Annotated in this window: 21 protein-coding genes and 1 riboswitch; of the genes, 7 read left to right on the top strand and 14 right to left on the bottom strand. The window is 50.8% G+C overall.

Annotation, left to right across the window (positions count from 1 at the left end):
* Nucleotides 1-6: 6 nt before the first annotated feature.
* Complete coding sequence (locus AT687_RS04920) at nt 7-1,965, bottom strand: acetolactate synthase large subunit (RefSeq protein WP_014306813.1); 1,959 nt, start codon at nt 1,963-1,965, stop codon at nt 7-9.
* A 386-nt stretch (nt 1,966-2,351) separates the two neighbouring features.
* On the opposite strand from AT687_RS04920, the gene AT687_RS04915 reads away from it, so the two are divergent.
* Nucleotides 2,352-2,837, top strand: a complete 486-nt coding sequence (locus AT687_RS04915) for a PH domain-containing protein (protein ID WP_003851180.1) — start codon at nt 2,352-2,354, stop codon at nt 2,835-2,837.
* A gap of 288 nt (nt 2,838-3,125) precedes the next feature.
* Nucleotides 3,126-4,967 carry a dihydroxy-acid dehydratase gene (gene ilvD, locus AT687_RS04910; RefSeq protein WP_003851179.1) on the top strand — a complete coding sequence of 614 codons (1,842 nt, stop codon included), beginning with the start codon at nt 3,126-3,128 and terminating at the stop codon, nt 4,965-4,967.
* A 76-nt stretch (nt 4,968-5,043) separates the two neighbouring features.
* Here the strand turns inward: ilvD and AT687_RS04905 are convergent, their stop codons facing one another.
* Both AT687_RS04905 and AT687_RS04900 read right to left on the bottom strand, forming a co-directional pair.
* Nucleotides 5,044-6,171: a DoxX family protein gene (locus AT687_RS04905; protein WP_014318953.1), complete on the bottom strand. Its 1,128-nt coding sequence runs from the start codon at nt 6,169-6,171 to the stop codon at nt 5,044-5,046.
* A 79-nt stretch (nt 6,172-6,250) separates the two neighbouring features.
* Nucleotides 6,251-6,937: an HNH endonuclease family protein gene (locus tag AT687_RS04900; RefSeq protein WP_003851175.1), complete on the bottom strand. Its 687-nt coding sequence runs from the start codon at nt 6,935-6,937 to the stop codon at nt 6,251-6,253.
* 137 nt (nt 6,938-7,074) lie between these two features.
* Here AT687_RS04900 and AT687_RS04895 point away from each other — a divergent pair, with 137 nt between their 5' ends.
* Entirely contained in the window at nt 7,075-8,157 is a 1,083-nt protein-coding gene (locus AT687_RS04895) for a glutathione S-transferase family protein (RefSeq protein ID WP_014306811.1), read from the top strand.
* A 10-nt stretch (nt 8,158-8,167) separates the two neighbouring features.
* On the opposite strand, the gene AT687_RS04890 is transcribed toward AT687_RS04895, so the two are convergent.
* Nucleotides 8,168-9,049, bottom strand: a complete 882-nt coding sequence (locus AT687_RS04890) for a LysR family transcriptional regulator ArgP (protein ID WP_010934801.1) — start codon at nt 9,047-9,049, stop codon at nt 8,168-8,170.
* Between the two features lie 70 nt (nt 9,050-9,119).
* Here AT687_RS04890 and AT687_RS04885 point away from each other — a divergent pair, with 70 nt between their 5' ends.
* Nucleotides 9,120-9,806 (top strand): LysE/ArgO family amino acid transporter, encoded by a 687-nt coding sequence (locus AT687_RS04885; RefSeq protein WP_014310338.1) that lies wholly within the window; start codon nt 9,120-9,122, stop codon nt 9,804-9,806.
* A 28-nt stretch (nt 9,807-9,834) separates the two neighbouring features.
* Here AT687_RS04885 and AT687_RS04880 read toward each other — a convergent pair whose 3' ends face one another.
* From AT687_RS04880 to AT687_RS04850, 7 genes are all read right to left on the bottom strand, one after another.
* On the bottom strand, nt 9,835-10,932 hold the full coding sequence (locus AT687_RS04880; protein WP_014303281.1) for an aldo/keto reductase: 1,098 nt from the start codon (nt 10,930-10,932) through the stop codon (nt 9,835-9,837).
* A 105-nt stretch (nt 10,933-11,037) separates the two neighbouring features.
* The gene (gene gatB / locus AT687_RS04875) at nt 11,038-12,543 is read right to left on the bottom strand and encodes an Asp-tRNA(Asn)/Glu-tRNA(Gln) amidotransferase subunit GatB (protein ID WP_003851164.1); all 1,506 of its coding nucleotides are present in this window, start codon (nt 12,541-12,543) and stop codon (nt 11,038-11,040) included.
* A gap of 107 nt (nt 12,544-12,650) precedes the next feature.
* The gene (locus AT687_RS04870) at nt 12,651-13,679 is read right to left on the bottom strand and encodes an ATP-dependent 6-phosphofructokinase (RefSeq protein WP_014310337.1); all 1,029 of its coding nucleotides are present in this window, start codon (nt 13,677-13,679) and stop codon (nt 12,651-12,653) included.
* A 199-nt stretch (nt 13,680-13,878) separates the two neighbouring features.
* Complete coding sequence (locus AT687_RS04865) at nt 13,879-14,586, bottom strand: hypothetical protein (protein WP_014310336.1); 708 nt, start codon at nt 14,584-14,586, stop codon at nt 13,879-13,881.
* A gap of 107 nt (nt 14,587-14,693) precedes the next feature.
* Nucleotides 14,694-15,758 carry an ABC transporter substrate-binding protein gene (locus tag AT687_RS04860; RefSeq protein WP_014310335.1) on the bottom strand — a complete coding sequence of 355 codons (1,065 nt, stop codon included), beginning with the start codon at nt 15,756-15,758 and terminating at the stop codon, nt 14,694-14,696.
* Nucleotides 15,759-15,769: 11 nt separating this feature from the next.
* A complete protein-coding gene (locus AT687_RS04855) occupies nt 15,770-16,567 on the bottom strand; it encodes an ABC transporter ATP-binding protein (protein ID WP_010934796.1) in 798 nt (265 codons plus the stop codon).
* Nucleotides 16,567-17,607 (bottom strand): FecCD family ABC transporter permease, encoded by a 1,041-nt coding sequence (locus tag AT687_RS04850; RefSeq protein WP_010934795.1) that lies wholly within the window; start codon nt 17,605-17,607, stop codon nt 16,567-16,569. The genes AT687_RS04855 and AT687_RS04850 overlap by 1 nt, the downstream gene beginning before the upstream one ends.
* Before the next feature lie 53 nt (nt 17,608-17,660).
* Nucleotides 17,661-17,858, bottom strand: a riboswitch (cobalamin riboswitch).
* Between the two features lie 148 nt (nt 17,859-18,006).
* Here AT687_RS04850 and AT687_RS04845 point away from each other — a divergent pair.
* The gene (locus AT687_RS04845; protein WP_010934794.1) at nt 18,007-18,342 is read left to right on the top strand and encodes a hypothetical protein; all 336 of its coding nucleotides are present in this window, start codon (nt 18,007-18,009) and stop codon (nt 18,340-18,342) included.
* Nucleotides 18,343-18,400: 58 nt separating this feature from the next.
* On the opposite strand, the gene AT687_RS04840 is transcribed toward AT687_RS04845, so the two are convergent.
* Complete coding sequence (locus AT687_RS04840) at nt 18,401-19,816, bottom strand: DHA2 family efflux MFS transporter permease subunit (protein ID WP_010934793.1); 1,416 nt, start codon at nt 19,814-19,816, stop codon at nt 18,401-18,403.
* Between the two features lie 63 nt (nt 19,817-19,879).
* On the opposite strand from AT687_RS04840, the gene AT687_RS04835 reads away from it, so the two are divergent.
* Nucleotides 19,880-20,371: a GNAT family N-acetyltransferase gene (locus tag AT687_RS04835; RefSeq protein WP_003851148.1), complete on the top strand. Its 492-nt coding sequence runs from the start codon at nt 19,880-19,882 to the stop codon at nt 20,369-20,371.
* Nucleotides 20,372-20,472: 101 nt separating this feature from the next.
* On the opposite strand, the gene gatA is transcribed toward AT687_RS04835, so the two are convergent.
* Both gatA and gatC read right to left on the bottom strand, forming a co-directional pair.
* Nucleotides 20,473-21,957 (bottom strand): Asp-tRNA(Asn)/Glu-tRNA(Gln) amidotransferase subunit GatA, encoded by a 1,485-nt coding sequence (gene gatA / locus AT687_RS04830; RefSeq protein WP_010934792.1) that lies wholly within the window; start codon nt 21,955-21,957, stop codon nt 20,473-20,475.
* Nucleotides 21,957-22,256, bottom strand: coding sequence for an Asp-tRNA(Asn)/Glu-tRNA(Gln) amidotransferase subunit GatC (gene gatC / locus AT687_RS04825; protein ID WP_003851146.1), 300 nt, complete (start codon nt 22,254-22,256; stop codon nt 21,957-21,959). Before gatC ends, gatA begins: the two co-directional genes overlap by 1 nt.
* Nucleotides 22,257-22,505: 249 nt before the next feature.
* Here gatC and AT687_RS04820 point away from each other — a divergent pair, with 249 nt between their 5' ends.
* Entirely contained in the window at nt 22,506-23,168 is a 663-nt protein-coding gene (locus AT687_RS04820; protein WP_003851145.1) for an ACT domain-containing protein, read from the top strand.
* Nucleotides 23,169-23,205 lie beyond the last annotated feature (37 nt).

The raw sequence follows: 23,205 nt of genomic DNA, 5'->3' as shown, positions 1-23,205 counted from the left end.
CCTTTTCTAGATATTTTCTTTAGGTTCTAGGTGACGTTTTTGCGCCTCAAGTGCGAGAAGCGTTGCCTCATCAATAACATCGTCGATATCCTCTGGAGTCTCAGCAGCAGAGCTTTCTCCGTCGAAAAGCGGACGGAGCCCATGAGCATATTCAATGTCAGAATTGGAATGTCCTGCTGCAACCATTGGCCACACTTGTGCATCTTCACCAACAATAAAATCGATCACCACGGGGCGGTCGTTAATCGCTCGTGCTTTTTCAATCGTCGGAACGATGTCAGTCTCCTCCGTCACACGGAAAGCTGCACAGCCCAAAGATTCCGCCAGCATCACGAAGTCCGGCATATACTGCCCCTGATTGCGGAGCTTGGTATTTGAATAGTTACCGTCATAGAAGAGCGTTTGCCACTGGCGCACCATGCCTAGATTGCCGTTATTAATAAGGGCTACTTTGATCGGCATGCCCTCCACAGCTGCCGTCGCAAGCTCTTGATTAGTCATTTGGAAGCAACCATCGCCATCAATTGCCCAAACTTCTTTGTCTGGGCAACCAGCCTTAGCACCTAGGGCTGCGGGAACCGAATAACCCATCGTGCCCAAGCCGCCAGAATTGAGCCACGTACGTGGCTTTTCAAAGTCAAGGAACTGTGCAGACCACATTTGATGCTGTCCAACACCTGCAGCATAAATCGCATCAGTACCAACCGTCTTAGCAAGCGCCCTAATAACCGCCTGCGGCTCAATCATGCCGTCGTCAGACTTTTCCCAACCACGCGGATAATTGCTCTTCAAACCATTGAGGTATCGCAGCCAACGCTCATGCCGAGGCTGTGGCAGATCCAAGTCTTTGTAGACATTAAGCAACGCGGTCAAAACTTCTTGAGCGTCACCAACAATTGGAACATCAACTGCTCTGATCTTGCCGATTTCCGCAGGATCAATATCAGCGTGAATAACTTTTGCGCCAGGAGCAAATGATGCCAGTGCACCCGTGACACGATCGTCGAAACGCGCGCCGATAGTGATGAGAAGATCGCTCTTTTGCAAAGCTCCCACAGCTGGAACGGTTCCGTGCATTCCAGGCATGCCCATATTGAGCTCATGCGAGCCAGGGAACGCACCCAATGCCATCAAAGTAGTAACAACTGGAATTCCAGTGTGTTCAGCAAATGCTTGAAGTTCTTGAGAAGCATTCGCCTTAATAACGCCACCACCGACATATAGAACAGGCCTACGAGCTTGTGAAATCATCTTGGCTGCTTGTTCAACAGGTCGACTATGCGGAGTAGTCACCGGACGATAACCTGGCAAATCAATAGTTGGAGGCCAATGGAAGTCGATCTCAGCCTGCTGAATATCCTTGGGAATGTCGACAAGCACCGGTCCTGGCCGACCGGAAGCCGCCAGATAAAATGCCTCTGCGATCGCCTGCGGAATCATGTTGACATCCGTAACCATGAAGTTGTGCTTAGTAACCGGCATCGTAATACCACGAATATCGGCTTCTTGGAAAGCATCAGACCCCAAGAGGGAGCGCCCAACCTGTCCGGTGATAGCGACAAGTGGCACCGAATCCAAGTGCGCATCCGCGATAGGCGTTACAAGGTTCGTTGCACCTGGACCCGACGTTGCAATACACACACCCACTTTTCCAGTAGCTTGTGCATATCCAGTTGCGGCATGACCTGCGCCTTGTTCATGACGTACAAGAACGTGACGCAATTTGGTCGATGCATACAACGAGTCATAAAGAGGCAAAACAGCGCCGCCTGGAAGGCCAAAGACCATGTCGATTCCGAGTTCTTCCAACGATCGCACGATTGCGTCTGCACCGGTCATTCGCTCCGGCTTTAATACCTGCGCACGTCGGGCTAACGTCGCTGGTGTGGGCTGATTGGGCTGAGTGGAGGCTGCCACGACATCAAGCTCCTTGTAGTAATTGCGGGGACTGACATGTTGCAACATGTGGCCTCCCGCGACGGGATGTTATCCAATGGTCGAATTAGCACTTCTGCCGAACGAAAGCCAAGGTTTACTTCCTACAGCCAAGTCCTCATGACCTGTGAACACTATTGCCATTTCCGTCAAGTTATCCATCAAGTATGGTGGCCCGATATAAGGAAAGCCCCCGCTCAGCATGTGTGGTGCTGTCGAGGGCGCTTTTCGGAAACGACTTGTAGCCGCTACGGCAAGCGCCGAGTGGTAATCACTACAAGTCGAATAATGTTCATGACACGAGACGATACACCAGCCTTTTTGAGATTTGATAGAATTTGACCGATTTACCCCCATATGGTGCAGGTCACGTCTACCAATCCCCTTCCAGAGCACATGCATTAGGATTACAGATTATGAATTCAGACACGACCGTAGTGTTTCGCCCCGAACGAACCCATCTCCTAGCAGCTGGAGTCATGCTGGCCATCATGTTGCTGGTGATCGGCGCACGCCCAGCGCTTTTATTTTGGCTACCGATCATCCCACTCGTTTTCATCCTGTGGGTACTTCGCTCTTCCACCACCGTGTCTGAATCAGGAATCGAAGCTCGTTACCTCGCCGCCGCAACCAAAGCAGCTCGGTGGGAAGAAATTCAGGGAGTGAGTTTTAAAGGGTCAAAGACAATTCTGCACACCAATGATGGCAGGTCTTTTCCCCTCCCAGCTGTATCTTTTAATTCCCTCCCCCAACTTGAAACTGCATCCCGTGGCCGAATTCCTGATGCACTGACGCAAGGAAAAATGGCGGCAGATGAAAAAATTGTGATCGTTCACCGCGATGGATACCAAGAAATGCTTACGAAAGAGCAATACGAACAACGCCAAGCAGAGAATAAATAACTCCACACTTTAACCGCTAGTATGGCCGCCTTCCCACTGGGGATGGTGGCCATACTGTCCTCAATCCATCACCAAAAACCTCACGATTATGGGACATGATTTCCCATGCAGTAAGATTCACTCACTGGATGGGGGTACCCCCGTTGTTACTTGGCGGTATCCTCCTAAAGCAGAAGCATGTCACCCTACGCTTCACCATTATCTTCAACGAAGAGTCTCACCACCCCGCCTGCTCTTTCCGTCGAAGTTACGCACTGCTATGAATCTGTTTCACAGGATCGAGAAATCATGTTTCCACTTCGTTCACGAGTAACCACTGTTGGCCGCAACGCCGCTGGAGCCCGCGCCCTTTGGCGAGCTACTGGTACCAAAGACAATGAGTTTGGCAAGCCCATTGTGGCTATTGTGAACTCCTATACCCAATTCGTTCCTGGTCACGTGCACCTTAAAAACGTAGGAGACATTGTCGCCGAGGCAGTTCGCGCCGCAGGAGGCGTTCCCAAAGAATTCAACACCATTGCAGTTGACGATGGCATCGCTATGGGACACGGCGGAATGCTCTATTCACTTCCTTCTCGCGAAATCATCGCAGACTCCGTTGAATACATGGTGAATGCACACACAGCGGACGCCATGGTCTGCATCTCAAACTGTGACAAAATCACGCCGGGCATGCTCAATGCTGCTTTGCGATTAAACATTCCAGCTGTTTTCGTCTCTGGTGGACCGATGGAAGCCGGCAAAGCAGTCGTAGCAGATGGCATAGCCCACGCCCCCACGGATCTGATCACCGCAATCACCGCATCAGCCAAAGACAGCGTGAATGATGATCAATTGTTATCCATTGAGCAATCTGCATGTCCCACCTGCGGTTCTTGCTCAGGAATGTTTACCGCTAATTCAATGAACTGCTTGACTGAAGCTCTAGGGCTCTCATTGCCAGGAAATGGCACAACCCTAGCAACGCACACCGCACGTCGAGAGCTTTTTGAGACAGCCGGAAAGCTAGTCGTAGACCTATGCCAGCGCTACTACGGAGAAGAAGACGAATCCGTTCTACCGCGAAACATTGCAACAAAAAAGGCCTTTATCAACGCAATGGCTCTTGATATGGCGATGGGCGGATCCACAAACACAGTGTTGCACACCCTAGCGGCCGCCCAAGAAGGAGAGATTGACTTTGATCTCTCCGACATCGATGCACTTTCTCACCGAATCCCATGCCTTTCTAAAGTCGCACCCAACGGCAATTACCACATCGAAGATGTCCATCGCGCAGGAGGAATACCTGCAATTTTGGGAGAATTACGCCGACGCGATCTCCTAGAAAAAGGTGTGCACACCGTACTGTACAAGGAAATGGATTCATGGCTTGATGACTGGGATATCCGTGGTGGAAAGGCAACAGACAAGGCCATCGAGCTCTTCCACGCAGCGCCAGGCGGCGTCCGCACGACCGAGCCATTTTCTCAATCAAATCGATGGGATTCACTCGACACGGATCAGGCCCGTGGGTGTATTCACGACGTTGACCACGCATACTCGGCCGATGGTGGCCTAGTTATTCTGCGCGGCAATCTTGCCCCTGACGGAGCCGTTGTAAAAGCCGCCGGCGTTGACGAATCGATCTGGACTTTTTCCGGCCCAGCACGCGTCGTGGAAAGCCAAGAAGAGGCCGTGTCGATCATCCTAGACAAGCAGGTTCAACCGGGTGATGTTGTCGTGATTCGATATGAGGGACCAGCTGGTGGCCCTGGTATGCAAGAGATGCTCCACCCCACTTCCTTTTTAAAGGGTGCAGGTTTAGGAAAAGCTTGTGCCCTGATCACCGATGGCCGATTCTCTGGTGGTACTTCTGGGCTTTCCATTGGCCATATCTCTCCAGAAGCTGCACATGGCGGCCTGATTGGACTGGTGGAAAACGGCGACACAATCACCATCGATATTAGGAACCGCAGCCTCAATCTAGATGTCGACGATGCCGTGATCGAACAGCGTCGTGCAGCTATGTTGGAACGTGAAAAACCATGGACCCCAACCAACCGCAATCGACCTGTATCCAAGGCATTGCGCGCGTACGCATCCATGGCAACATCCGCAGACAAAGGCGCCGTACGTCAGTTAGACTAACCCACTAAGTTAAAGGCCCTAACCCTCTCTAATTCCAGAGGGAACCAGGGCCTTTGACTATCTTGTTGTGATAAAACTATGCGAATGGGTTAACTGCTGCTCCAAACCACCACAGCGCTACTGCAGCTGCGACTGCTACGACTACAAATACCCACGAGGATGCAAGTGGACGAATCGCCCACGTGCGAGAAATGTCAAAGGAGTATTTTCCTGGCCCTGTAAATTGCAAAACAACCGCAATAATCAGGAGGAATATGGCAAACCACACTGAGCTTTCATGATCAAAAATATCAATTCCGCCGGCTTTAGTAATACCGTGAAGCGCCATGAATGAAGTGGCAATGATAGCTAACGCGGACGCTACCGGAGTAAGCAATCCGAAGACTAAGAACACACCTGCTGCCAGCTCAAGTGCTGGAATAGCTACCGCTAAAGTGCTGGCATAAGGATAGGCACCAAATTGTTCTTGGAGTGCGTTGATTCCACCATGGGATCCCATGGCAAAAAATACCGTCACTGACTTAAGGATGAGCCAAGTGCCAAAAAATAGGCGCAAAACCAAAATGCCAAAGTCGATAGTTCCACGTCGATGTGGTTCTCCATTGTGCACTGGTTGATTCGAAGCAGTTACCATTGGTGCTACGGCTGGGGCAACTGCTGGAGCGGCTACTGGCGCCGGCACAGGTTCAGCAATAGCAGTTGCAGGCGCTACTGGTGTTGCGGGCGTCGGAGCAAAATCTTCGTCATGATAGTCCGTCACAGGCGCTGGTTCCGGCTCAGCTGGTTGTGGCTGGGCAACGGTATAAACCGTAGTCGGCGCATCTGAAGCTAATGGTTTGCTATGAGGATCGTCGTTGAGCACTGGTTGAGGTGCTACAGCTGGGCGCTCGATGATAGTCGTTTTGTAACTATCTTCTGGCTGCGTATCTGGAGCCACTACTTCAGTGTCTTTTTTATTTTCGTTTTCACTGTTGGCTACCACTTTGGCCGCTGGCCGTTGCGGGCTAATAGATTGCGGTGCAGCACGACCGGCACGAGCATAAATTTCGGCCGCCGAAAGCCCACTGCCTAGCTTTTTAGGTGCGCCCTGATGCGCTGAATTAGGTGCAGACGAAGTCTCTGCGCCGTTGTTTCCCCCACCGTTATAGGTGGGGATGTCATCGTCAAAATCGCTCGCGCGATCGGGGATATTGTTGTCGGCCATGTAGACCAGCGTAGGGGTTTTGCCGAGTTGACGTAGTATTTCCTCGGCGCGCCACCTATTACAAACTGATAACCGTATTTTAGGAGCAGGTTGCCAATGCCTTCATAAGGGCATCTTTTTCACGGCTGGTAACAGTTAAACCGTAGGTAGATTTGATGGTTGTTTGCCGTTGTGCGTACGTGCAGTGGTATTGCGGATCACTAGGCATCCAGCGATCAGCCGTTTTTGCCTTTTTCGCTTGGTTTTCCGCGTGTGTAGTTGCTTGAAGATTGATGGGATCATTGGCAAAGTTGCGGCGAGTTTCGTCATCCCACTGCCATGCACCGGCATACCAAGCATTGCCAAGCGCTACCACGTGGTCAATTTCCACCATGGTCGACGTCTTAGGACCGCGGGTAAATGCTACGTCAACACCCGAGTAGAGGTCGTGTAGATTTCCGGTTGATACGACACAGTTACGTGTCCCCGGCCGGAATACAATGTTGGTGAGGTCACGCTGAAGAATGTCATTTCGGGTATCGCAACCATTGTGGCCGCCAGCTACCGAGACATTATCAGCCCAGTTGTTGCCAAAGTGAGTCCTGCTGTATGCAGGCTTATCACCAAAGGAATCGTCGATAGTTAGAGCATTAAGCGCTATGACGTCCGCACGTGATGGGTCCACTTCGGCAGTTGCCGCAGGACTCAAAACGTCGCGAATGCTGTCTTCCCATCGCTGAGGTTCGAGCCCAGACCATGATCCTTGGATCACGACGGCAGAGGCCATGACCACTGCAAATCCTGCCAGCAGACGACTTGTTTTCCTTATAAAAGATCGGCGACGCGCACGCGCCCGCCTATTTTTCCTTGCCATAGTGATTCATATGCTAGCAATCGCATTCGTTTTCAACACACTTTACTTACATGTCAACAATCACTATAGTTGTTGACATGTCCACACAATATGAGAAGTACACATCCACAGAAAATGGCGGCGAATTCATCCGCGATACCCAATACATCGACGACCGAATCGTCGATAGTGTCTCTGCCCCTACTCCACTAGAAGACGGACACACCCTCTGGCCTGCAGAACCTCGACGTTATCGCCTAGTAGCTGCACGAGCCTGCCCATGGGCACACCGTACCGTTATCACTCGACGACTCAAAGGTCTTGAAGATGTCATCTCGCTAGGCCTCGTCGGACCAACCCATGATTGGCGCTCATGGACCTTCGACCTTGACCCAAACGAAGTCGATCCAGTTTTAGGAATTCCTAGGCTTCGCGACGCCTACCTAAAACGTTTTACGGACTATCCGCGCGGAATTACTGTTCCAGCCATTGTGGAAGTAGCTACTGGAAAAGTTGTTACTAACGACTACCCGAGCATCGTCTGTGATCTCAATGATCAATGGAGCAAATACGAACGTCCCGGCGCACCTGATCTTTATCCAGAGACCCTACGTGAAGAAATTGATGCCATAACCAAGCGGATATTCACCGAAGTAAACAATGGTGTATACCGATGCGGTTTCGCCGGCTCCCAAGAAGCCTATGACAAGGCCTACGATCGACTGTTTACCGCTCTTGACTGGCTAGAAGAACGTTTATCCCACCAACGTTATCTAGTCGGTAAACACATCACGATCGCAGATATTTATCTCTACACCACCTTGGTGCGATTCGACGCCGTCTATCATGGCCACTTCAAGTGCAACCGAAACAAGATCACTGAAATGCCCAACCTCTGGGGTTACCTACGTGATCTGTTCCAGACACCCGGTTTTGGAGACACCACCGATTTCACAGAAATCAAACAGCACTACTACATCACGCATCAAGACGTAAACCCAACCCAGATCGTACCCAAGGGACCAAGTTTAGAAAGCTTCTTTAGCCCTCATGGTCGTGAAAAACTAGGCGATAGCCCCTTCGCGGAAGGCGTGACCCTACCTAGAGAAATTTCCTACGAAGAGCGTCTTAAGAATAAGATCGACGGCCAATAACGAGCACAAACTAGGCAGACAGTGGATGTAGTCCCTCGAGGGCTGCATCCACTACCGCTTGAGTCAACCGCTCTAGGGCTGGAGATTCCAACCGCCATCGCTGCCAATACAGCGGAACTTCGTGCACCTCGCTATCTAGCATCACTACCTCACCAGAATCCAAAAGCGGTAACGCTTGAATATCGGGGAGCATTGCCCAGCCCAATCCCACACGGGCCGCTTCCATGAATGCCTCCGATGAAGGGATCTCATTAACACGTCGCCCTGCCGGAACTTCACCAAGACGACGCTTAATATCACGGTCTTGAAGCCCATCCCGAGGGCCAAATCGCAATACTGGCATCCGCTCCCAATCAACAGCACCGTCTATGGTGTAGCGATCCAACAGCTTCGGACTTGCCACCGCAAAATATCGGAATGCACCTAACGCTATCGAGTCGCAACCAGATACAGGTGTCTTTTCCCCCGTTACAGCGCCAAGGACATCTCCGCGACGCAACAACGACAACGAATGCGACTCGTCCTCGATACGCATATGCAATGTGGCGTTATCCATCTCCGCCACACTTGCCATCACCCGGCGAAACCATGTGGCCAAAGAATCTGCGTTGACAGCTACAGACAATGGAATCCGCTCAATTCTTCCCCGCAACTGAGCGTTTGTTTCGGCCTGCAGAAGTGCCATACGTCGTGCCGATTGCACCAGTACCTCGCCAGCATCAGTTGCAGTGACTGGTGACGTACGGCGTACCACTACTCGACCAGTCTCCCGCTCCAACGCCTTAATCCTCTGACTTACTGCTGAAGGAGAAATTCCTAATGCAAAAGCCGCATCTTCGAAGCTGCCTTCGTCGATTATTGCGAGCAAGGTTTCTAAATGAAGCGGATTCATGAAGCAATTCTAACCCAACCTGAAAGTCTGTTATTTTACTTCAGCATTTCAGAGGAGCATATTGCTTAGTATGAGTATTGCTATCGCTGGATTCCTCATGGGTCTGTCCTTGATCGTGGCCATCGGGCCACAAAATGCCTTGATTATTCGTCAAGGCATTAAACGCGAAGGTCTAATCCCCATTCTGGTTGTATGCATACTCTCTGACGTGATCCTCATTTTTGGAGGCACTGCCGGTGTCGGCGCATTAGTCGATCGTGCCCCCATCGCACTAGTAGTACTGAAATGGCTCGGTGTAGCGTACTTGCTCTATTTCGGATTCACTTGTTTTAAAGAAGCATTTAAACGTCACGGCCAAGCGCTCACAGTCGAGCAAAGCGAACCGGTGGCCTACGAACCAGCGGCTGACGCATCATCCGGAGTGATCACTAAAACACGCACAAAAGCTCAACCCAAGTCAGCGCAGCGCACGTGGGTTAAACCAGTGCTTGCAGCGTTGGCTTTCACGTGGCTAAATCCAGCCGCTTATATAGACGTTCTTGTCATGTTGGGAGGAATCGCCAACCAACACGGTCCCGACGGGCGCTGGATCTTCGCCCTCGGCGCACTGTGCGCGAGCCTGACGTGGTTTCCGTTTATTGGATACACCTCCACACGCTTTTCTACCGTGCTATCTCGGCCAGCCGTGTGGCGATATATCAACATAGCAATCGGAATCATCATGATGATCATGTGCGCACGTCTCATCATGCACTAGGCTCATTGCTCTTTAAGCTACCCCGCCTTTAATCGTGAACCTTCGAGGCAGTAGCACCCGCCCAAATATTAATTCCAGCGTCCTTGGCAACAGTGTCAATATAATTGCGTTCCTCAACGCTGAACTCAAGATTATTAAGAGCTCCCAGATTTTGATCCAGCTGCGCTACCGACGATGCTCCGATCAACGCACTGGTTACCGTTGTGGCCCCATAATCGCCTTGCTCCCGCAGCACCCACGCAATAGCCAGCTGTGCCAACGTTTGGCCACGTCGTAACGCTAAATCATTCAGTGCACGCACCATGTCAAGATTTTTAGCGTTGAGCATCTCTTTACCCAAGGACTTCCCTGCTGCTGCCCGTGAATCCATTGGCACGCCCTCGAGATACCTGTCAGTTAAAAGCCCCTGTGCAAGTGGCGAAAATGCAATAACACCCAGTCCGTTATTCGCCGCAGACTCTAACAGGTTCTCGCCATCTTCACCTGGTTCTTCTACCCAGCGGTTCAAGATAGAATAGCTCGGTTGATGAATCAGCAGCGGGCAGCCCTCACCAGCTAGAATTTCCGAGATCTCTGCGGTTAGTTCAGGTCCATAGGAGGAAATTCCCACATAGCGAGCCTTGCCGGATGCCACGATGTCTCGCAAAGCATATGCAGTTTCTTCCAAAGGCGTATCTGGATCTGGACGATGATGATAGAAAATATCCACGTGATCAAGCCCTAGGCGATCAAGTGAAGAATCCAGTGAATCCATCAAGTACTTGCGGCTACCACCAAAACTGTATGGACCTGCTCCCATGTTCCACCCTGCCTTGGTAGAAATAACGATTTCATCCCGGTGGCGGGCCAAATCTTCTCGGAAGATTCTTCCAAAATTGATCTCTGCCGAACCTTCTGGAGGCCCGTAGTTATTTGCCAGATCAAAATGTGTAATGCCTCGGTCGAACGCGCGACGAACAATGGCGCGCTGATTAGCTAGCGGCTTATCGTCACCAAAATTATGCCAGAAACCTAGGCTAATTGCTGGCAGTCGAAGGCCCGAGTGGCCACACTGCCGGTATTCCATATCCTCGTACCGTTGAACCGCAGGAGTATATACCTGCGCTGCTTGCCGTGAGTAAGTCATACTCCCCTATTGTGCGCGCAACTTCTCACCGCAGCAAGAGATAAAAATATCCCCCTTCAAACGCGCGAATACACACGATAAAAGGGGGCAACCTAATTGCTGAGGTTATGCGAGTTTCTCTGCAATCAGTTTATTTACCTGAGCAGGGTCAGCCTTGCCACGCGTAGCCTTCATCACTGCACCAACAATTGCGCCGGTGACCTTGGTGTTTCCAGCCTTGTATTTCTCAACAATATCGGGATTAGCGGCCAAGGCTTCATCCACTGCCTTTTCAATAGCTCCATCATCACGAACCACTTCGAGGCCACGAGCAGCAACGACCTCATCGACGTCACCCTCACCGGCAAGAACTCCGTCTACAGCCTGCCGCGCCAGCTTATTGGTCAGCTTTCCTTCCTTCACCAGTGCAGCAACGCGAGCTACCTGCTGCGGAGTGATTGACAAGGAATCAAGTTCAACTCCAGACTCGTTTGCTTTTTGTGAAAGGTAAGCAACCCACCACGAGCGTGCCTCAGATGCCGATGCACCAGCTTCGACTGTCTCAACGATCAGATCCAAAGCACCTGCGTTGACCAAGTCACGCATTTCTTCGTCTTTAAGCCCCCACTCTTTTTGAATACGAGCACGACGAATCCACGGAAGCTCCGGAAGGGTGGCACGGATCTCCTCTACCCATTCTTTAGGAGCAATCACTGGTGGCAGATCAGGATCATTAAAGTAGCGGTAATCCTCTGCCGTTTCCTTTGGACGTCCCTTAGAAGTCGACCCATCGGTTTCCTGATAGTGACGAGTTTCCTGGACGATCTCACCGCCATCTTCTAGGACCTGAGCCTGACGCTGCATCTCATAACGAACAGCCTGCTCCACCGACTTCAAAGAGTTAATGTTTTTAGTTTCGGTACGGGTACCGAACTCAACAGTTCCTACTGGACGCAGAGAAACGTTTGCGTCGCAACGCATGGAGCCTTGATCCATGCGAGCATCGGAAACCCCCAAGGCCTTAACCAAATCACGAAGAGCTCCAACGTATGCGCGAGCAACTTCAGGCGCACGCTCGCCAGCACCTTCGATAGGTTTGGTCACGATCTCGATAAGCGGGATACCTGCGCGGTTGCAGTCGACGAGCGAAGCTGTCGCACCGTGGATACGGCCGTCGGCACCACCCAAGTGGGTGAGCTTACCGGTGTCTTCTTCCATGTGGGCGCGCTCGATCTCCACACGCCACGGGGTTCCGTCGTCAAGCACTACGTCAAGGTAGCCGTCATAAGCAATCGGCTCATCGTACTGCGAAATCTGGTAGTTCTTTGGCTGATCTGGGTAGAAGTAATTCTTTCGGGCGAACCGAGAAGACTCAGCAATCTTGCAGTTGAGAGCCAGACCGATCTTGATAGCCCATTCAACGCCTTTAGCATTAACGACGGGCAATGCACCAGGCAAGCCCAACGATACTGGGTCTACGTTGGAGTTTGGTTCAGCGCCGAAATGTGCAGACGGTGCCGAAAACATCTTGGTTTCGGTTGCTAACTCAACGTGAACCTCAAGACCCATTACCGGATCGAACTTCTCTAGGACCTCGTCATAATCCATCAGGTCATACATCGCAGCAGTCATGGTGAAATAGTCTAATGCCTTCTCTTAAAAATCGTAGATTCGGGGGTCTATAACGAAGAAAGCCACTTCCGAAGAAAGCTCTTCGAAAGTGGATTCTCCCCCAATTTTTAGCCAAACAGGGCGCGTGCTGTGCGGTAACGTCCGTCAGGGACAGTCTTTAGCGTATCTACCGCGTCCTCGAGCGGAATCAGATCGATATGTTCACCGTGCAACGCAACCATCTTGCCGTAATCACCGTTGTGGCACGCACGTGCTGCATGAACACCGTAACGGGTTGCCAAAACGCGGTCATAAGAAGTAGGTGTGCCACCACGCTGGATATGCCCCAAAACCGTGGTACGAACGTCATGGCCGAGGCGCTTCTTGATTTCCTCACCAATTACTTGACCAATGCCATTAAACGTTTGGTGGCCAAATTGGTCGACGCCGCCCTCGGCAAAGTCCATCGTGTCTTCCTTAGGCAGTGCACCTTCCGCCACGACGATAATGCCGTACTTTTCACCCATCTGGAAGCGACGTTCCATTGCCTTGCAGATCTCTGCAATATCAAATGGCTGCTCAGGAATGACTGTGTAATGCGCACCGCCTGCCATGCCGGCGTGCAGCGCAATCCAGCCAACGTGACGACCCATAACCTCAACGATCATCACACGGTTGTGAGACTCAGCTGTAGTGTGCAGTCGGTCGATAGCATCCGTAGCAACAGAGACTGCGGTATCAAAGCCAAAAGTGTAATCCGTACCGTTAACGTCGTTGTCGATCGTCTTAGGCACGCCAACTACAGGAATACCATTATCAGATAGCCATTTGGCACCCTTAAGTGTACCTTCGCCACCGATAGGAATCAGTGCATCAATACCTGCATCCTCAAGGTTTGCCTTAATCTGGTCAAGACCAGACTTAAACTTGTCAGGGTGAAGGCGGCCGGTACCCAAAATGGTTCCGCCGCGCAACAGGATACGATCGATGTTTTCATCGTCATATAGTTGAATGCGCTTGTCTTCCATGAGCCCCACCCAGCCGTCTTGGTATCCAACGACGGTCGAGCCGTACTCAGAACATGTGCGGACAATGCCGCGGATCACAGCGTTGAGGCCGGGGCAATCGCCGCCGGATGTAAGAGTCGCAATTCGCATGATTCTCAGTGTAGCGCTTCTCGAGAATCATTGTTGAAGAATGTGTGGGATTACGCCCGATCGGAATGAATTTTGGCGGGAATCACAGTAAATATCCCACACATGAGGGCAGCCAGCTAAACAACATGGATGCACATGCCTGCAACATACAGCAAATGTGATGACTCCAACAAAGCACAGTAGAAAGAAGAGAGACCTTCTAAGAATGAGAAGAAACTCTTTCCAAATTCTTCGCCAGACCACAACCATGCTCGGTAAGTTGCACCCACGCGACGTCTTTTTGCCCAGAAGGCCCGTATTCTTCAAAGACGGACACAATGCCCCGAGTAATAAAAATCTGAGTGATTTTCTGAACAACTTCATGCGATAGCCGAGTTTCTTTAGCTAAACGCGACAGTTTCATTTCCCGAAAACCTACCATACAGCGAGCAGCCCGCAACACTGCTAGATAACTCAGCTGATCATCTGTGAGTTCAATGCACTCATTGGAATCACCACGTACCAATTCAGCCGTATCTTTGAAACCTCCGTACCACGACTGTGCTAGGAAATAAAACACTACCGTCGCGATAACAGCTAAAACCACAGCCCCTGCACGGCTCAGATCGCGAACAATGTTCATTACACTCGGCATTAAAATCGTTATGCCCAAGAAGATTTTGTCATATTTGCGCCACCTAGCAGGTGCATCATCAACTACTTGCCGCCCAAGGCGTATCCCCCACGATGTTTTAATCAAGAAAGGAATAAAAATCGCAATCCACACAAGGAATCCTACAAGGGGATATCCTAGCGCTACCGCGATAAGATCGCAGCCATAAAGTAAAGCAAAAAGAAAAGTGCGCCAAGCATAAGCTCGTTTTAGAGCACTTTCATATTCAAGAAACTTATGGCTCTGGCTGGTCATCTTGACCTCCCGCTAGGATAATGAAAGTCGTTCGTATTAAACGACTTTCATTATATCTATAGTGAAGGTGTGCCTACGATCCCCCAGCCGTAAGCACACCTTATTGTCTACTTGTAGTAGTTTTGGCCTGGCACAGACGCAGGAAGTTCCAAGGAAGGCTTGATTTCAGAGCTTGGAACGAGGCCGAACTTTTCAAAACCCTTGCGCATCTGCTCTGCAGCATCAATGTTGAGTGGGCCAGAAGTCCACATGGCATATGGCAAATTGATAAAGCGGTTTTCCTTGACAGCTGGCAAGTTCTTAGTCGCTGGATTACTGCGCAATGCCGCTATTTTCTCTTCAAACTCTTGGCCTGGGTAATCAACAAAAACAAAGACATCAGGCTTCGATGCAGCGAGGTTTTCCCAGCTCACAGTGGTCCAAGTATCTTCTACGTTTTCAGCACCGTTGCGGCCACCAGCTGCCTCGATAATCGCCTGCGGAGCGCCAAACTTACCCGAGGTAAATACTGTATCGGTACCAGAATCAAACACAAATGCAGTTGGTGCTTTATCGGCTTGTGGAGCCTTCTTCAAGGTTTCTAGACGAGAATCGATATCTTTGACCACTGAGTCTGCGGTATCTGCATGGCTGGTGATCTTGCCGATGTTTGAAATATCCATCTTGACGGCTTCCCAAGGATCGTACAAGCCGCGTTTCTCCGAGCCTTCTTGGCGGCACGATTCACTCAAAATATAGGAATCGATACCTTGGTCTTTCAGCGCATCGGGCGTGAGATTCTTTTCTTCAGAGAAGCCGTAGTTCCAACCGGCAACAAAGATATCAGGGTGTTTGGCAACGATAGATTCCAATGACGGATACTCTTTAGCAACGTCTTCAGCTTTATCGATATCTTTGCCATACTTAGCGTGCAATAGCTCCTTATCGCGCTGAATAGAGCTGACATACTTCACGTTATCTGCTGCACCGGCAGCAAGAGCAATGGAAATGATGTTGCCATCGTTGACAAACAAGTTGTCTGCCTTGGTGTAGGTAACTTCCTTGCCACAGTTGGTGATGGTCACGCCATCTTTGGACTCAGCCTGCTTAGAGGTATCGGCGTTACTACAACCAGCGAAAACGATGGATGCACCGAGCATAGGGACAAGAAGAGGAAAAAGTTTAGATTTCATGAGAACGAGAACTACTCCTTCGGGGATAGATGAGGTTGATGAGATAGGGCGTCGATAAGCAAATGCACACGACGGGCTTGTTCGAGTTGGACAAGCAGTGATTCCACGCCAAATACTTGAGACACAATCTCAGGGGTGAGAACTTCCTGCGGAGATCCAGCAGCGACCACGCCACCGTTGCCCACCACCACGACCTGATCAAAATGCGACACCGCCAGATCAAGGTCATGGATGGTGGCAACGATGGTGCGTCCGGAATCACGAAGCACATGGAGCAAGTGCAATTGGTGCTGAACGTCGAGATGGTTGGTCGGTTCGTCGAGAAAAACGAGATCCGTTTGCTGTGCAAAACCACGCGCCAACAGCACTCGACGCCGCTGTCCGCCAGAAAGCTCAGAACACAACGCTTTACGACGCCCTGCCAAACCGACCAAGTCGAGAGAATGTTCCACGATGTCGCGTTCATTCTTAGAACCCAACTGCCATGACTTGATATACGGCAATCTGCCCAGGGCCACTACTTCTTCCACAGATAAATCCGCAGGTGGTTGTTCCTCTTGGCCCACGAAGGTCAACATCATGGCACGTTTTTTGGCACGGATTTTGTGAATATCATGGCCATTGACCGTTACAACGCCAGCATGAGGTTGCGTGATACCGGCTAGGGCACGCAACAGCGTAGATTTTCCGACACCATTAACCCCCACAATCGCAGTCATCGTGCCCTGATCAACAGAAAAGGAAATGTCTTTCAAAATCGTTGTCTTGGTATCAAAACCACAAGCAATACCCTGTGCTTGGCAATGCATCATGACTCCTGTCCCCCAAAGCGATAGCTCTTACGTCCCATCAAAATTAGGAATAACGGGGCTCCGATAACACCCGTAACAACACCGAGCGGAATTTCTTGAGGAGGTGCTGCAACCCGAGCCAACACATCAACCCACACCATAAACACTGCACCAAAAGCAGCAGCGATGGGCAACAACCGACGATGCAGAGAGCCCACCATCATGCGCGCCAAGTGAGGGATCACAAGTCCCACGAATCCAATTCCACCAGCTACCGCAACCATGGCGCCAACGAGCATCGCTTGGAGGAAAAATAGCCCCTGACGCAAGGCTGGAACGTTGACTCCTAAAGCTGCTGCGGTGTCAGGACCAGCAGCCAGCGCATCCATCTGACGATTAATAAACAGCAAACCAGCAAAAGCCAGTGCTACTACAACGGCAGGAATAGCAAGTTTTCCCCATTGCGCGCCAGCAACCGAACCAAGCATCCAAAACATCACGCCTTGAGCAGCGCGAGCATCTGGACCTTTAAAAACCAGAAAGCTAGCGAGCGCAGAAAAAGCTGACGAAAGCACAACACCTGACAAAATTAATCGCAACGGTGTCAACCCACCTTGAGCAAGGGTAACTGCATACACCGCAAACGTAGCGATAATTGCACCCACTAGAGCTCCACCAGAAAGCGCGTAAAGTCCAAAATTTCCTAGCAAACCAAAAACGAGCACTGCGGTCGCACCCACACTCGCACCAGAGCTAATGCCCAGGAGATAAGGATCTGCCAATGGGTTACGCACCAAGGTCTGCATTGCAACACCGGCGAGCGCCAAACCTGCACCGACAATAAGAGCTAAAACGCCACGAGGTGCTCGCAATTCCCATACCACTGCATCAATCGACTGATCTGGGTAGACGTCTCCGGCAAGATGAGCTTTTACTACCGCCCATACTTGCTCCTGTGGGTAGTCGACAGAACCAAAAGATAAGGAGATGACAAAACTAACGGCCGCCACAATAAGAAGTGCAATAAATAGTACGGGCGTGGTAAGTCGTCTGATCACATGACCAACTTCAACTACATATCGGTCTGCTTACCTAGAACGCGAGGACAGCAGCACATGTTTCTGATTAGGCCGGTCTTCGGACTGGGGTGCTCTACGCGAGAGTAATTGCCTCACCTTCCCAAGAGTTTTTACTCTCAGTGGCTACATTGAAGCACTCACTTGCACCTTCACCGCTGCGCGTCAGCTCTGGATTTTCACCAGATTCCCATGCAGCAGTTCTATGCTGCACCTAATCAATGTGTAACACACTTAAGTATAGCTAACAGGATAGCTAATTATCGAAACCTAACTTCAAAAACGCCTCAACGCCCATTCCCCATTAAAAATGACATAGCAACTATCCAAACCGCTTAGTTTGATAGCGCCGCTGCCGATGGCTCGCTAAGCTGTTGCGATATGACAACATTTATGGGATTTGATGTAAAACCTGCAAACAAAGTCAGTACTGCTCCAGTCGTAGCCACGGGCCTAATTGGCGGCTGGCTTACCGCTCGCGAGACCGGAATTCGCCCACTAGGCGGAGTAGTCCTAGCAGCTGCTGGAATCTGGGCCGGAAGGTCTTGGTGGGCACGCGGTGGTGCTACTCGAACGGCCGCGTTAAGCGCTGTATACATCGCAGCATTCGGCGCCTCTCACCCACTGGCGAAAAAGATCGGCGCATGGCCTTCGGTGGTAAGTGTCACCGCGGCTACAGCTGCCGCAGCGTATTTAATCAACGACGCAGCTCAATAGCACAAAGCCCCACTACCACACTCTCATTGAGAATGATAATGAGACCTTTTTAAAGCGACTAACGGCGGGGCTTATCTTGCGCCAACATCGCAGAAACAAATCCAACCGCTAGCATCACCGCGCCGAGAATAATCGACTGCCCATAAGCAGCACCCATATCCCCCGCCATAATGCGCCACTGCAGTACTGCACCGATCGCAGCAGAACCAATCACACAACCAATCTGTCGTGTCGTGTTATATACGCCAGATCCCACACCCATGTGATGAAGCGGCAAATCACGCATGGTCGACGTAGAGTTTGGCGACCACACAAAAGCATTGCCCAATCCATAAACGATAAATGCCGGAACCAACCACCACAGATTGACATCAATAATCATGACCGCTGCGATCAAAACAAGCCCCATAGCCATCGTAGAAAAACCAAAACCTGCCAATTTGCTAGTCGAATAATGATCAGACCAGCGGCCGATGAGTGGAGAGAAAAACGCCGAAATCAATGCTTGGGGCATCATGAACAAGCCGGCCTGAAGCGGTGTAAGCGAATGAACCTGCTGAAGGTACAGCATGATCGGAAGCGGAGTGCCAGCAATAGTAAAGCCCATCGCAGCAATACCAATGTTTCCGAGAGAAAAGTTTCGTACACGGAAAAGCGAAAGTGGCATAAGCGCATCTTTTCCCTTGGCTTCTGCACGATTTTGCTGATACGCAAACAGTACGCCCACCGCAATACCAACAACCATGACAACCCAAATCCACCATGCCCAGCCAGCAGATTCACCTTGTTGCAAGGCAAACACCAACGCAAAAACAGAAACGACAGAAAGCACCATGCTCAAACCGTCGATACTGCGCTCAGTTGGCTTAAAACGCGGAACAAAGCGGGCAACAGCAAATACAGACACAACGCCGATAGGCACGTTGATGAAAAAGATCCACTGCCAACCGACCCAAGCAGTAATAAACCCACCTAAGATCGGGCCAGCAAGGCTAGCAATTCCGGCAACACTGCCCCAGATTCCTAGCGCCGCACCACGACGTTCACGAGCAAACACACGGTTGATCACGCTCATAGTCTGTGGCGTCAGCATAGATGCACCGATACCCTGAACCGCACGGGCGATAATCAACGTCATCATATTTGGCGCAAAACCACAGGCAAGAGAACTAAGCGTAAAGATCACCATGCCAATGATGTAAATATTCTTAGGACCGAATCGATCCCCTAGTCGCCCTGTGATAAGCAGAGGTACAGCAAAAGTCAGCAAATAGGCCGACGTTACCCAAATAACCTCGTTGTAGGAGGCATGAAGATCCGCTTGCAGCGCAGGAGTAGCAACGGCAACGATGGTTTGATCCAAAAGGATCATAAAAAACCCAATACACAATGCAATTAGTGCAGGCCATGCCTCTTTTTCCGGCAACGGCATGGTGGGATACTGAGTGTCAGATTTAGTTGCTGTGCTCAACATCTACCTCCTAGTTTCACAATCGACTGGAAACACAATACACCTAAAAATAGTAGACTTGTCATCATGTCAGCTTCAGAATTCACATTAGTGCCCACAACTGAATCCGATAGAACTTATATTGCTCGGCTCAATTTCCTTACCGATGTTTTCGGTGATGAACATGCCGACATTGGGGCTGATTTCTTAGAGGACTACCGTTTTTACGTCAAACAATGGGATCCCACCAACGGCGGCCTCATTGCTTGGTCACCTAAAATGATCCCAGCCGGAGGTGCATGGCTTGTGTGGGGAAATAACAACGACCATGGCTATGGGTACGTATCCGAAGACATTCCCGAAGTTGCTATCGCTATCGAACCACGTTATCGAGGCAAGGGCGTAGGCAGTATTTTGCTCAATAAGTCCCTTGAACTTGCACGAACCCTTGGTGCACCTGGACTGTCGCTGTCTGTTGACGACGGAAATCCACGCGCAAAAAAGCTCTACGAACGGCTCGGGTTCCAACATATCCGTCACTCTGATGCTGGATTTAGCATCATGTGCTACCGCTTCTAACAACCATTATTGTTAGCGGAAATACCACAAGGCAGCGCTCACAGTTTTTACGAGCGCTGCCTTTAAGTATTAAGAACTCCTAGCTACGAAATACTAAAAAATTACTTCTGACCAACCTCGAATGCCGCGCCTACCTTGTAAAGACGATCGTCTTGGAAGGCAGGAGCCATAATCTGCAAACCAGTTGGAAGCTGAGAATCAGGTGCCAAACCAGATGGCAAGGACATACCGCACAAGCCAGCAAGGTTGAGCGGCAAGGTGCACAAGTCAAAGTTGTACATAGCCAATGGATCAGATACCTTCTCGCCGAGCTTGAAAGCAGTGGTCGGAGTCGTTGGGGAGACCAACACATCGCACTTGTCATAGGCCACTGCGAAGTCTTGTGCAATAAGGGTACGTACGCGCTGTGCCTGCAAGTAATACGCATCGTAGTAGCCAACAGACAAGGCATAGGTGCCCAAGATGATTCGACGCTTAACCTCTGGGCCGAAACCTGCCGCACGAGACAAGGACATGACTTCTTCCGCAGAGTGCGTTCCGTCATCGCCCTCACGCAAACCGTAACGCATACCGTCAAAACGCGCGAGGTTGGAGGAAACTTCACATGGAAGAATCAAGTAATACGCTGCCAATGCGTCATCAAAGTGAGGGCAATCAACCTCAACGATTTCTGCTCCCTGAGCAGTAAGCTGCTCAACAGACTTGTGGAACTGCTCCAAAACGCCTGGCTGGTAACCTTCACGATCAAATTGCTTGACCACACCGATCTTGGTGCCTTTAAGATCACCGCGAGCACCTTCGCGTGCAGCAGCTACCACAGGAGCTACCGCACGATTAACACTGGTTGCATCGTACTTATCGTGACCAGCAATAACTTCGTGCAGCAATGCTGTATCCAAAACGGTACGCGCAGTAGGGCCACCTTGGTCGAGAGAAGATGCACAAGCCACTAGGCCGTAGCGAGAAACCGTGCCATAGGTTGGTTTGACACCCACAGTGTTAGTCAAGGCTGCTGGCTGGCGAATCGATCCACCGGTATCAGTGCCGATACCCAATGGCGCCTCGCCAGATGCAAGTGCAGCTGAGGTGCCGCCACCGGAGCCGCCTGGAGTGCGCTCGATATCCCATGGGTTCAATGTTGGACCATAGGCGGAGTTTTCCGTAGAAGAGCCCATGGCAAATTCGTCCATGTTGGTCTTACCCAAGATAGGAATTCCCGCCTCGCGGATCTTCTTGGTAACGGTGGCGTCGTAAGGAGCAACATAGCCTTCGAGCATCTTGGAAGCACAGGTGGTGGGTGCGTCGGTAGTAACGAAGACGTCTTTCAACGCTAGTGGGACACCTGCAAGTGCTGATGCTGGGGCTTCTCCCTTATCCAAGGACTCATCGACGGCATCGGCTGCAGCCAGTGCTTCCTCAACACCTACGTGGAGAAACGCATGGAGAGTTCCATCAACGTCATTAATGCGATCCAAGTGCGCTTGGGTAACTTCACGAGAGGTTACTTCGCGGCTGTGGATTTTTTCTGCCAGTTCGGCAGCGGACAAGGAAGTAAGTCCGGAATCTGGTACGAGGTATTTATTCATTAATCTTGCTCCCCCAAAATCTGTGGCACGACGAAGCGCTGCTGGTCGACGGCTGGTGCTTGATCAAGCGCCTGTTCTGGAGTGAGGATCTGTTCAACGACGTCCTCACGCATCGTGGTTTTAATAGAGTGCGGGTGGCTCATAGGCTCCACGCCTTCTGCTGCTACCTGCTGCACTGCGCTCACGTTTCCGATAATTCCGTCGATTTGCTCGGCAAATCGATCCAGTTCTTCATCAGTCAACGCCAAACGAGACAGCTTGGCCAAGTGGGCGACTTCATCGCGCGAAATCTCAGGCACTACGTCGATCCTTAACTCACGTTGGGGTGTTGTTCTACATTCTCAAAGACGCCTTCATTCAAAGACGCATCCGACTTACAACATACTACTGCACCCTCGATATATTCCGACCTTGTACCCCTTGTGATTGCTAAACTGCCCACATACTGTTGTTTAGTACAGATTTTATTAACCCATCTCCAATAAAGTGCAGTGCTCATTTTCTGTTTTATGAATGGTCCACTGCAAAATAAAGGCGCTGATTAACAAATGTCCTATCTCATCCGTGTGCAAATTCCCGATGAACCAGGAAGCCTTGGCCGTGTCGCTGAGGCAGTAGGTCTTATCGGGGGCAACATTTCTTCCGTTGATGTTGTCGAAGCGTTTAGCAACGGTACCGTAACTGATGACATGGTCGTGGAGCTTCCCGCAGGCACCATGGCTGATGAGCTGATCACGGCAGCGCATGAGGTCGAAGGTGTAGAGGTTGACTCCATCCGCCCATTTTCTGGGCGCGTTGATAGGCGTGGTCAAATCGCTATGTTGGCATCTGTCGCAGGAGCTTCAACTAATTCGACACTGCTGGCTGACATGGTTAATAAGATGCCACAGGCCCTCACCTCGTCGTGGGCGATCTTGCTGCGCGCAAAAAATCCCGTCACCCGAGTAACCGCTTCTAATGGAGCACCGGCTGACGACGGCTCCAATCCTTCCGCCCTACCGATCGAACAGGCGCGTATTTTACAACCAGAAAAAGAATCGTGGATCCCTGAGAGTTGGGCCATCTTAGATTCTTCACTCATTGCTGCACCGCTGACCGGAACCGATCTTGTATTGGTCATCGGCCGCGTAGGCGGACCAGATTATTTGTCCAGCGAGATTGAGCACATTGGAAACCTAGGAAAGATCCTCGGCAGCCTGCTCAAACACTAAAACAACTCAGTACGCCCTCCGAAGCACTTTTCATCAC

Origin of the sequence: Corynebacterium diphtheriae (assembly GCF_001457455.1) — a bacterium.
Taxonomy (GTDB): domain Bacteria; phylum Actinomycetota; class Actinomycetes; order Mycobacteriales; family Mycobacteriaceae; genus Corynebacterium; species Corynebacterium diphtheriae.
The sequence above is the reverse complement of the archived record's forward strand: the minus strand, read 5'-3'. Positions and strand labels throughout refer to the sequence as shown.